Origin of the sequence: Sphingomonas sp., assembly GCF_048595155.1 — a bacterium.
Classification (GTDB): domain Bacteria; phylum Pseudomonadota; class Alphaproteobacteria; order Sphingomonadales; family Sphingomonadaceae; genus Sphingomonas_I.
Genome location: NZ_JBMDXN010000059.1, coordinates 23695 through 34429, shown reverse-complemented (window position 1 = coordinate 34429; position 10735 = coordinate 23695). Strand labels below are relative to the sequence as shown.

At 63.5% G+C, this 10735-nt stretch carries 9 protein-coding genes; 2 read left to right on the top strand and 7 right to left on the bottom strand.

All coding sequences use genetic code 11. The features are described 5' to 3' along the window. The 6 genes from ACOJSI_RS10065 to ACOJSI_RS10040 form a co-directional block, all read right to left on the bottom strand. On the bottom strand, positions 1-1416 hold a 1416-nt coding region (locus ACOJSI_RS10065; protein WP_420138148.1), incomplete at its 3' end, for a xanthine dehydrogenase family protein molybdopterin-binding subunit. Then, the gene (locus ACOJSI_RS10060; RefSeq protein ID WP_420138147.1) at positions 1413-2393 is read right to left on the bottom strand and encodes an FAD binding domain-containing protein; all 981 of its coding nucleotides are present in this window, start codon (positions 2391-2393) and stop codon (positions 1413-1415) included. The genes ACOJSI_RS10060 and ACOJSI_RS10065, both read right to left, overlap by 4 nt. Beyond that, positions 2390-2899: a 2Fe-2S iron-sulfur cluster-binding protein gene (locus ACOJSI_RS10055; protein ID WP_420138149.1), complete on the bottom strand. Its 510-nt coding sequence runs from the start codon at positions 2897-2899 to the stop codon at positions 2390-2392. Before ACOJSI_RS10055 ends, ACOJSI_RS10060 begins: the two co-directional genes overlap by 4 nt. A gap of 82 nt (positions 2900-2981) precedes the next feature. Next, positions 2982-4271: a peptide MFS transporter gene (locus ACOJSI_RS10050; RefSeq protein WP_420138146.1), complete on the bottom strand. Its 1290-nt coding sequence runs from the start codon at positions 4269-4271 to the stop codon at positions 2982-2984. 18 nt (positions 4272-4289) lie between these two features. After that, positions 4290-5300, bottom strand: a complete 1011-nt coding sequence (locus ACOJSI_RS10045) for a dipeptide epimerase (RefSeq protein WP_420138145.1) — start codon at positions 5298-5300, stop codon at positions 4290-4292. Between the two features lie 45 nt (positions 5301-5345). Continuing rightward, positions 5346-5987 carry a helix-turn-helix domain-containing protein gene (locus ACOJSI_RS10040; RefSeq protein WP_420138144.1) on the bottom strand — a complete coding sequence of 214 codons (642 nt, stop codon included), beginning with the start codon at positions 5985-5987 and terminating at the stop codon, positions 5346-5348. Between the two features lie 219 nt (positions 5988-6206). Between ACOJSI_RS10040 and ACOJSI_RS10035 the strand changes: the two genes are divergently transcribed. Further along, entirely contained in the window at positions 6207-8324 is a 2118-nt protein-coding gene (locus ACOJSI_RS10035; protein WP_420138143.1) for a TonB-dependent receptor, read from the top strand. Between the two features lie 15 nt (positions 8325-8339). Next, positions 8340-10325 (top strand): serine hydrolase domain-containing protein, encoded by a 1986-nt coding sequence (locus ACOJSI_RS10030; RefSeq protein ID WP_420138142.1) that lies wholly within the window; start codon positions 8340-8342, stop codon positions 10323-10325. On the opposite strand, the gene ACOJSI_RS10025 is transcribed toward ACOJSI_RS10030, so the two are convergent. Further along, entirely contained in the window at positions 10288-10608 is a 321-nt protein-coding gene (locus tag ACOJSI_RS10025) for a hypothetical protein (protein WP_420138141.1), read from the bottom strand. The two genes, ACOJSI_RS10030 and ACOJSI_RS10025, sit on opposite strands and share 38 nt — an antisense overlap. Positions 10609-10735 lie beyond the last annotated feature (127 nt).

Below are 10735 nucleotides of genomic sequence, written 5' to 3'. Positions count from 1 at the left end.
TTTGGTGCGGGTCGCCACACCCATGCCCACCATCCATGCGCGGGCGCCCACCGGCCCCGCCCGCGCGGAGCGCTTGCCCCCGCCGAAGCGCCCGGCGCCGGCGCGATAGGCTTCGACGATGTTGCGCGACGAGAAAGGCAGGCCGGTTGTGGGATCCTTGTCCGGCTCGTTGCGCGCACGCAGTTCGACCGGATCAATGCCCATTGCGTGCGCAAGCTCATCGACCGCGCATTCGAGCGCGAAAGTGCCGACGGATTCACCGGGAGCGCGCATGAAAGTGTTGGCGAGCATGTCCATCGTCGCCACCTCGACATCAAGCTTGATGCTGCCGGCCGCATAGGCACCGCGCGTGGCGAGAATGAAGGGCTCCGGCATGTTGTTATGCTCGCCCATCACGACAACGCCGCTATGGATCAGCGCATCGAAACGACCGTCCGCCTGCGCCCCGATCGCGACGCGCTGCTCGGTCAGCGTTCGGCCGCCGACGACGCGATAGACGCCCTCGCGCGAGAGCATGATCCGCACCGGCCGCTGCGCGATCTTCGCCGCCGCCGCAGCCAGGATCTGGTGGTTCCACAAGCCTTTACCGCCGAACCCGCCGCCGACGAACGGCGAGCTGATATGGATCTGGCTTTCGTCGAGGCCGAACGCCTGCGCCAGCGTCCATGCCTGGTGCGAGACCATCTGCGACGCGTCGTGGATGAACAGATCGTCGCCGTCCCAGCGCAGGGTGGTGGCGTGGAGCTCGATCGCATTATGGTTGTGCCGCGGGGTGGTATAGGTCGCGTCGATCTTGAACGGCGCCGCCGCGAGCGCTGCATCGGCATCGCCGATCCGCGTCTGCAGCGGCTGCCCGCCGAAATTGCCGGGCTTGATCCCCTTGACCTTGGCCGCTTCCACCGATGTGGTGCCAGGCAGCGGCTCATAGGTCGCTTGAATCAAAGAGGCGGCATGGCCCGCCTGCTCCTGCGTGGCGGCGAGCACCAGTGCGATCGGCTGCCCGTTCCAGTGGATCTCGTCATCTTGCATCACCGCGATATCGTCGGAACCGGCAGCCTTGGCCGCGCTCATGAACACAGGTGTCGGCTTGATGCGCGGCGCATTGCGGTAGGTCATCACCAGCACGACGCCGGGCGCCTTACCGGCCGCATCGACATCGAGCGTGGCGATGCGCCCGCGGACGATGCCGCTGTAGACGAGCGCCGCATAAACCATGTCGTCGAGCGGAACTTCGGCGGCGAATTGCGCCGCGCCCTGCACCTTTTGCGGGCCGTCGATGCGCGAGACCGGCGCGCCGATCAGGCCATGCTGATGCCGGATCAAGGGATCGGGAATGCCGCCGGGCATCCAGCTGTCGGGGGCGAGCGCGAGCGCCTTTTTCATGAGCGTCTGCGCGGCATCCTTGACGGCGCTCATGCCACTTCTCCCGTCAGTTCGCCGAGCACGGCGACGATCGTCCGCTTTGCCAGCTCGACCTTGAAACCATTGTCGCGCAGCGGCGCTGCGTCCCGCAGTTCGGCCTCCGCCGCCGCCCGGAACAGCGCCGGATCGGGGCGCTGCCCACGCAATATCTCTTCCGCGGCCAACGCGCGCCACGGCTTGTGCGCAACCCCGCCGAGCGCCATGCGGGCATCGCGGATCGCACCGCCGTCGAGGTCGATCGCGGCGGCGACGGAGATCAACGCAAAGGCGTAGGAGGCGCGATCGCGGACCTTGCGATAGGCGGAGTGTGCGGCGAACGGCAGCGCCGGCAGCAGGACGGCGGTGATCAACTCGCCCGGCTGCAACGTGGTCTCGATATCGGGGCGGTCGCCGGGCAGCCGGTGCAGATCGGCGAGCGGGATCGTGCGCGTACCGCTGACCGAGGAGAGTTCGACCGCCGCATCCAGCGCGGCAAGCGCGACGCACATGTCCGACGGATGCGTCGCGACGCAGGCGGGAGAGGCGCCGAGGATCGCATGGATGCGATTGAAGCCCCCGATCGCGTCGCATCCCGAACCGGGCTCACGCTTGTTGCAGCGGGCAGCCTTGTCGTAGAAATAATAGCAGCGGGTGCGCTGCAGGATGTTGCCGCCGACGCTCGCCATGTTGCGGATCTGAGCCGACGCGCCGGCGAGGATGGACCGCGACAGCAACGGATAGCGCGCCCGCACCAGCGGATGCGCCGCGAGCGCGGTATTCTTGACGCCGGCGCCAATGCGCAGCGCTCCGTCCGCCTGCTCCTCAATCGCACCTGACAGGTCGCTGACGTCAACCAGCGCCGGGGGCGCCTCGATCGTCACGCGCATGAGATCGACCAGGTTGGTGCCCCCGGCCAGATATTTGGCGCCGGGCGTCAACAGCCCCAGAGCCGCCCCGACATCGGGCGCACGATCATACTGAAACTCGATCATGCCGCAGGCTCCTTGACCAGGGCTTCGCGGATCGCTGCGATGATGCCGTTGTGCGCACCGCAGCGGCAGAGGTTGCCGCTCATCCGTTCACGCACTTCGTCATGGGAGAGAGCCGGAACAGGCCCCGCAAGATCGCCGGTGAGAATGCTCGGCACCCCCTGCTCCCACTCGGCTGCCATGCCGATGGCGGAGCAGATCTGCCCAGGCGTGCAATAGCCGCACTGGAAGCCGTCATGGTCGACGAAGGCACTTTGCAAAGGATGAAGCGCATCATCGCCCGCCAGCCCCTCGATCGTGACGATGTCGCGGCTCTGATACTGAACGGCCAGCGCGAGACAGGAATTGATGCGGGTCCCGTCCACCAGCACGGTACACGCGCCGCAGGCCCCCTGGTCGCATCCCTTCTTCGTGCCGCTGAGATGCAAATGTTCGCGCAGCAGATCGAGCAACGACGTCCGGATATCAACCGCCGCCTCTACGGCCTGACCATTGATCATGAATTTCATCAGGTTACTCGCTTCCTGATCACCCCCCGGGCAGGCATGATCTACGCAGGTTTTGCGGTACATGCCAAGCGGCGTCGGCGCTTCATTCCCGGCGATGTTCAAAAGATCCCATGATCCGCAGCAACGCCGCCGCAAGTAGGACCGAGACAGCGCCAAGACCGAAGAACATGGCGGGCGCGATCGTTCCCCAGTAGGAGCCCATCACGCCGGCAAGCACGCTGCCGAGGAACTTGGCGATATACCAGGCTCCCATGAAGGTGGCAGCGAAGCCCGCCGGCGACAGCAGGTTTACCAGCGTCAATCCGACCGGGATGACCAGCAATTCGCCCATCGTCAGCAGGCAGAAATAGAGGAGCACCCACCAGGCGCTGACGGGCTGGCCGGTCCGCCCGTTGACGATCGCCGCGGCGACCATCACCAGCATCGATGCACAGGCGACGATGCAGCCCAGGCTCATCCGCCGCAACAGCACCGCGGCCGTCCCCTCCTGGCCCTTGCGCGTCCAATATCCGATCAACAGCGGCGTCAGCAGGATGATCAGCGCCGGATTGATCGCCTGAAACCAGGTTGCTGGAATGGTCAACGTGCCGTTGAACAGGGTTCGATCGGTTTGGTCGCGCACCCAAAGGGCGATCACATTGCCACTCTGCTCATACGCGATGCGGAACAGGATCACGACGGTGACGAGCACCACCAGCATCCGCACGGCACGCGCATCGATCGGCACCGCGGCTGTCCCGGGTATGATCGCGGCCCGGCCTGGATCCGCCGGTAGCAGCTGCCGGAAGCCGAGATAGACGATCAGCCCCACCAGCATGCCGATGCCGGCGGCGCCGAAGCCCCAATGCCAGCCAAGCAATTCGCCGAGCGAGCCGCACACCAAGGGCGCGAGCAGGCCGCCCAAATTGATGCCCATATAATAAGCGCTGAAGGCATGGGCCTTGCGCGGATCCTCATCCGCGTACAGCGCGCCGACCTGAACCGCCAAGGGCGGCATGAACAGGCCGTTCCCCAGCGCGACCAGCGCCAGCGCGGGAAACAGGAACGGCGGGAAAGCCATGGCGAAGTGGCCGAGCATCATCAACAAGCCACCGATGACGACGCTAGGGGTCCGGCCCAGCCATTTATCGGCTATGATGCCACCGAAGAACGGGCTGAAAAAAGCCGCGCCGCCGTAGATACCATAGATGAGCGACGACTTGCTCTGGCTGAACCCGAGATCGCTGGTCATGTAATAGACCAGCAAAGCCTGCAGGCCGAAATAGGAGAATTCCGCCCACATCTGCGTCAGGAACAAGACGGTCAATCCAGGCGGATGACCGAACAGGCGCTTCGGCGCAGGGGAATAGATACCGGCCGAAGTCGTCGCCATATTATAGATCCGCCAGCGTCATGGATGGCCCCAATATGCGGCCGGAACCATGATCATACCGTCTTCATAGATGCTGTAGGCAAGCGGATCGTCAGCGAGCGAGGATGGCCCGTCCAGGTCAACCAACTGACACAATTGTGCGAGCACGAACGCGGGCGCAGTCGAGAGTGTCGATCCTGCCATGTTTCCGACCATCAGCTGCAGGCCCATGCGCTTGGCGAGTGCGGCCATGGCCAGGGCCTCGGTGAGACCGCCACATTTGTCGAGCTTGATGTTCATGACCTGAAACAACTCGCCGAGTTGCTCAAGTTCCTCCAGGTTCAGGATACTTTCGTCCGCAGCGACCGGAACGGGCGAGCGCCAGCCGCGCAACGCCTCTTCATCGCCCCGGCGTAACGGCTGTTCCAGCAGGCTGACCCGTTGTGCGACCAGCATGGCGACCAAGGCATCCAGATCGTTGCTGGTGAAGCCCTGATTGGCGTCGACGCCGATCCAGGCATCGGGGCGTGCGCGACGCACGGTTTCGACCCGCGCCGCGTCGGCCGCAAGATCGCCCGACAATTTGAGCTTGATCGCCCGTGCATGCGCAAAGCCCGGCAAGCGCGCCTGCAAATAGGCAGGATCCTCCGCCGGCAGGGTGAAGGTCGTGACCAACGGCCGCGGCCAGCTTACCTGCGCCAATTCCCACACCGGGCGCTTCTGCTGCAGCGATTCGAGCTCCCAGAACGCGCAATCGAGCGCATTGCGCGCGCCGCCGGAAGGAAGCAGTTTCTGCAGGGCGCGACGATCAGCTCCCTGTTCAATCGCGTCGCGCACGCGCTCAATTTCGCTTTCCATGTGCGGATAATCGTCGTTCAGGTAATAGATGCCGGCCGCCTCGCCGCGCCCCTGATGGCGGCCATCGCCCAGCGTGGCGATCACCGCCGGAATGCCCTCGAACAGATAGCCCGATATACGGAACGGCTCCTTCATGCGCATCGGATCGCAGCGATAGGAGAGCTTCAAAGCGGTGCGGGAAGCGGTCGTCATACCGCAACATCCCACAGCCCAAACAATGTTTCAACTAGTGAAACATCATGCCGGATGATCCGACGCCCAATCGGGATCGGTGGTCTGGGAGAGACGCTGAATGCCCGCGCCCGCGCAGACTGACATCACGCGGCAGGGTGCCTCCGAAGTGCGGACATAGCCATGCGCCATTCCGCTGTCGAAATAGACCGAGTCGCCAGCGTCAAGTGGAAGCGGAGCATATAGATCCGAATGCAACTCCATCGCACCATGGAGGACGTAGAGAAATTCCTCGCCGCCGTGGCGAACAAGGCCACCCAATTCTTCCACGCTGCGCGCTTTCACGTCGATAATGATGGGCACCATCATCTTGCCCAACAATTCCGATGCCGGGTAAAAATGGGAATGCTGCTCCGAAATGGGGCGCATCGTATCCGCACGCAAAATACTACGACGCCCGATTCCCGGCGGCGGCGCTTCAACTGCCGGCGTACTGGAGACGAGCACGCCGATATCGACACCCAAACCCTGAGCGAGTCGCACCAATTTGTCGTAGGTCATGGCCATCTTGCCATTTTCCAGCTTCGACAAAGTCGAGAATGGCAGTCCGGTCCGCGCCGCGAGCGCGCGCAAGGTCAGGCCCTGTTCGATCCGCGCCGTCCGCAGGGCCAGCCCGGGATGCGCGGCATTTCCGGCTTGTTTGATCATCAGCTCCCTCGCCATCGGCATAGCTCAGCAATGGACCCAATGGAACAGAAAGGTCGAATCGAGAAACCAGTTGCTATGTTTGAAACATGAGTCATTATGACGACATGATTTAAAGGGGCCGGGATGATGATTGCGCGATCCAAAGCTTGGCTGCTGGCAACGGGCGCTGCGATCGCAAGCATATCGCCCGCCCTAGCCGCACCCGCCACTGATGTTGCGATGAACGATGCCGCAGCGGGTAGTCCTCAGGATGAAATCATCGTCACAGCACAGAAGCGCGAGCAGCGGCTGTTGGATGTGCCACAATCCGTATCGGTCTTATCGGCGGAAACGCTCACCGCTGTTCACGCCGAGCGGTTCGCCGATTATTTCACGCGCCTGCCCAGCGCCAATATTGTCGAAGAACAAGGGGGCCAGACACGCCTGATCCTGCGGGGGATCAATACGGGCGGAGTCGGGGCAACCGTTGCGACCTATGTGGATGAAACGCCCTATGGATCGGCAACGGCGCTGGCGAATGGATCAATTCTGACGCCGGACATCGATCCATTCGATCTGCAACGGGTGGAGGTGCTGCGTGGCCCGCAGGGAACGCTCTATGGTGCCAATTCGCTGGGTGGCCTGGTCAAATATGTCTCGATCGCGCCGGAAACCGATGCCGTGCATTATGCCGCGGAGAGCGGCATTGAAAGCGTCGAGCATGGGAATATCGGCTGGTCGGGCCGCGCCGCCGTCAACCTGCCGCTAGGCGATACAGCGGCGGTCCGGGCGAGCGGCTTCTACCGACGCGATCCCGGCTATATCGACGATCCGCGCCTGGGCTCAAATATTAACGACGGCAAGACCTACGGAGGCCGGATCAGTGTGCTCGTCCGGCCCACGCCGGAGCTAACCTTGCGCGGCACGGCAGTGCTCCAGAACCTGAATAGCAACGGCACCAATACGATCGATGTTGATGCCGTGACGCTGCAGCCGGTGCTCGGCCGATACGAGCATAGCCGGACGGTGGCCGAGCCCAACAACGTCAAATACCGGATCTACAACGGCACCGCCGATTATGATTTCGGCGCGGTGAACCTTATCTCGTCCACCAGTTGGGGAACGCTGGACCAATCCCAGATCCAGGACGCGACTGGCCTCTACGGAGCGCTGCTGACCGAGACGTTCGGCCAGCCGCTTGGCGCCCCGCTCGACCAAAAGGTGCGGCAGCGGCGCTTTACCGAGGAAGTACGGCTTGCATCGTCCGGCAAGCGACGGCTGGAGTGGACCGTAGGCGGCTTTTACACGCGCGAGCGCAACCTGCTCGCCCAATCGCTGGATGCGGTCGATGCGGATACGGGGGCGCCCGTCGCCGATCTCGCGGGATTGGCGCGGACGCGCATCGGCTCACGCTACCGTGAGATTGCCGGCTTCGCGAACGCCACGCTCCATATCTCGCGCCAGTTCGATCTGACGGTCGGCGGCCGCTACAGCCATAATAGTCAGACGACGATCCAGCAGACATCCGGGCCGCTGGGCGGAGACAGTTCGATCGACGGGAAATCCCGCGACAACGTCTTCACCTACGCGGTCGCGCCGTCCTTCAAGCCGAACGATCATACCACTTTCTATCTGCGGATCGCACGCGGCTATCGCCCAGGCGGGCCCAACGCCCTGCCCCCGCTCAATCCCGACAATGCCGACGTGCCCCGGCAGTTCGGTGCCGACACGACCACCAATTACGAAGCCGGGGTCAAGGCCGAACTGATCGATCGCCTGCTGAGCGTCGAGCTGACCGGCTTCTACATCGATTGGAAAGACATCCAGCTCTACACAAGCGTGAACGGTTTCGGCGTCAATACCAATGGCGGCAAGGCGCGTAGCAAGGGGATCGAGCTGACATCGACATTGACGCCGCTCCCCGGGCTTAGCCTGTCCGCCAACGGCTCCTATGTCGATGCGCGCCTGACTCAGGATGCATCGCCGCTTGTCGGCGGGGTGGATGGCGATCGGCTGCCCTATAATCCGCGCTGGTCGGGCACGCTGAGCGCCGATTATGCGCGGCCGCTCAGTACGACGGTCGACGGTACGATCGGGGTCAGCTGGCGGATCACCGGCGCACGCCGCTCCGCCTTCGACCCTTTACTTGGGCAATATCGCCTGGGCGCCTTCAGCCAGGTGGACGCGCATGCAGGGGTGACAATCGATCGCTTCCGCATCGACGCATTCGCGCGCAATCTGACCGATAGCCGCGGCATCACCAACGTTGGCACGCTTGGATCTGCACCCAATGGGGCGCTTGCGGCGGCCTTGGTGCGACCGCGTTCGTACGGGCTGACTGTCGGCGTTCGGTATTAAAGGGGGAATGTAGCCATGCGCATCGTCCACAAGCTCGCGCTTGCCCTTGCGGCACTCGCCATGCCGGTTGCCGCCCAGGCACCCACCCAGCTGCAGCCGCGCCTGCCCGTCGCGACCAAGGGACAGATTCCCGCGCCCGCGGCGCCGGCGGCCCCGGCCGGGACGGCAGCGCTGACGAAGACGGACGTCGATACCTGGCTCGACGGGTTCATTCCTTACGCTATAGCCAGCGGCGAAATTCCGGGCGCGGTGGTCGTCGTCGTCAAAGACGGGCAAGTGCTGACCGAGCGCGGCTTTGGCTATGCCGACAAGAAGGCGAGCAAGCCGGTCGACCCGCAGAACACTCTGTTCCGGCCGGGATCGACATCGAAATTGTTCACCTGGACAGCAGTGATGCAGCAGGTGCAGGCGGGTAAGCTCGACCTTGATCGCGACGTGAACACCTATCTAGATTTCAAGATTCCGCCGGCGTTCGGCAAGCCAATCACACTGCGCAACCTGATGACGCACACGGCCGGGTTTGAAGAGACGGTCAAATATCTGATCACGTCCAACCCCAAGCTGGTGAAGCCGCTGGGCGATGCACTGAAGCGCTGGACGCCCAGCCGCATCTATGCGCCGGGCCAAGTCCCCGGCTATTCCAATTATGGGGCGTCGCTGGCGGGCTATATCGTCGAGCGCGTTTCCGGCGAGAAGTTCGACGATTATGTCGAGCGCCACATCATGGGACCGCTGGGCATGAACCAGTCGAGCTTCCGTCAGCCGCTGCCGCCGGCCCTGGCCGCCAAGGTCTCGCGCGGTTACGAGCCGGGATCGGACGACGCCAAGCCGTTCGAGATGATCCCGCTGGCGCCGGCCGGTGCCTTGTCGGCGACCGGCGCGGACATGGGCAAGTTCATGATCGCACAGCTCGCCAACGGCGGGCCGCTGCTGAACCCAGCCACGTCCGCCGAAATGTTCACGCCGCAGCGTGCCTTCATTCCGGGGCTGCCGACGATGGCGCTGGGCTTCTATCATGAGGATCGCAACGGCAAGACGATCGTTGGTCATGGCGGCGACACGGTCTATTTCCATTCGGACCTGCACCTTTACCTGGAGGACAAGGTCGGGCTGTTCGTGTCGTTCAACAGCCCGGGCAAGAACGGCGCCGCCCATATTATCCGCGCCCGCCTGCTGGAAGATTTCACAGACCGCTATTTCCCGGTCACGCGCCCCAATCTGCCGACCGTGGCAACGGCCAAGGCGCATGGTGCGGCGATGGTCGGGCATTATGTCAGCACGCGCGGCGCGCTGAACGATTGGCTGAAATTCATCGGCGTGATCAGCGCGTCCACGGTCGCGCTCAACCCGGACAATACGATCACCGTGTCGTCCTTCGTCGACGCCGCGGGCAACCCCAAGAAATGGCGCGAAGTCGGACCGTGGCAGTGGCAGCAGGTAGGCGGCAACAGCCGGCTGCATGCAAATGTGGCGGACGGCAAGGTTACCGCCTTCCTGAGCGACGATCTGCCACAGATCCTGCTTTATGTGCCCGCCTCGCCGTCGATGAATGCGGGTTGGATCGTGCCGGCTTTGCTCATCGCGCTGGCGATCATGGCACTGACGGCGATCGGTTGGCCGGTCGTGGCCCTGGTCCGGCGGAATTATGGATATCGTACACCGCTGGTCGGACGTGCGCTCCAGCTGCACCGCGCGACCCGCATTACCGCCTGGATCTTCCTGGTGATCGCGACCGGTTGGACAGTGATGGTCCTCTCGATCGACAGCAATCTGGAAGCTTTCAACGGCGGCATGGATATCTGGATGCGGCTGCTGCAGCTCCTGTCGCTGGTGGCGATCGTGGGGACCGCGCTGACCTGTTGGAACGCCTATGAGACGGCCAGGACACCGGATCGACGCTGGTGGAAATATATGTGGGCGATCCTGGTTGCCGTGTCCGCACTGTTCCTGGTCTGGCTGATCATCACGATGAAGCTTCTGACGATCTCACTGGATTATTGAGGGCGCTGCCCGCCGCCCAGGGGGCACCGGCGGGCTCGTCCACATGGGTGGCCCAGCGCGACGACAATTCGACCTGGTCGAACAGATGCCGCCCCTGCCACAGCAAGGCGCTGCCGACACTGGCGCTCAGAAAGGTCGCGCCGGCAAGCGGATAGTCAACCAGCTTGGCGACATGGGGACCGCCGCCGAACAACAGCCGCCCCAAGAAAGCGGCCAGACACAGCAACGCCAACCCTGCCGATCGCAAGGCAATATCCTGACCCAACCACCGTTTCGACGCCATCGTAACACTCCCGATGGCGCGCCAATTATGCCGAGCCACATAAGGATTCGAGCCGTCGGTCCGGGCTTCGGCATAGGGATCCCATATGGCCCCAAGGCCAAAAACATATGCGATCCATATGCGCGGC

Bases quoted from the DNA above. Each gene is read 5' to 3' on its own strand.
- ACOJSI_RS10040 (WP_420138144.1), bottom strand. From the start codon at position 5,987: ATGATCAAACAAGCCGGAAATGCCGCGCATCCCGGGCTGGCCCTGCGG.
- ACOJSI_RS10055 (WP_420138149.1), bottom strand. From the start codon at position 2,899: ATGAAATTCATGATCAATGGTCAGGCCGTAGAGGCGGCGGTTGATATC.
- ACOJSI_RS10060 (WP_420138147.1), bottom strand. From the start codon at position 2,393: ATGATCGAGTTTCAGTATGATCGTGCGCCCGATGTCGGGGCGGCTCTG.
- ACOJSI_RS10030 (WP_420138142.1), top strand. From the start codon at position 8,340: ATGCGCATCGTCCACAAGCTCGCGCTTGCCCTTGCGGCACTCGCCATG.
- ACOJSI_RS10045 (WP_420138145.1), bottom strand. From the start codon at position 5,300: ATGACGACCGCTTCCCGCACCGCTTTGAAGCTCTCCTATCGCTGCGAT.
- ACOJSI_RS10035 (WP_420138143.1), top strand. From the start codon at position 6,207: ATGAACGATGCCGCAGCGGGTAGTCCTCAGGATGAAATCATCGTCACA.
- ACOJSI_RS10025 (WP_420138141.1), bottom strand. From the start codon at position 10,608: ATGGCGTCGAAACGGTGGTTGGGTCAGGATATTGCCTTGCGATCGGCA.
- ACOJSI_RS10050 (WP_420138146.1), bottom strand. From the start codon at position 4,271: ATGGCGACGACTTCGGCCGGTATCTATTCCCCTGCGCCGAAGCGCCTG.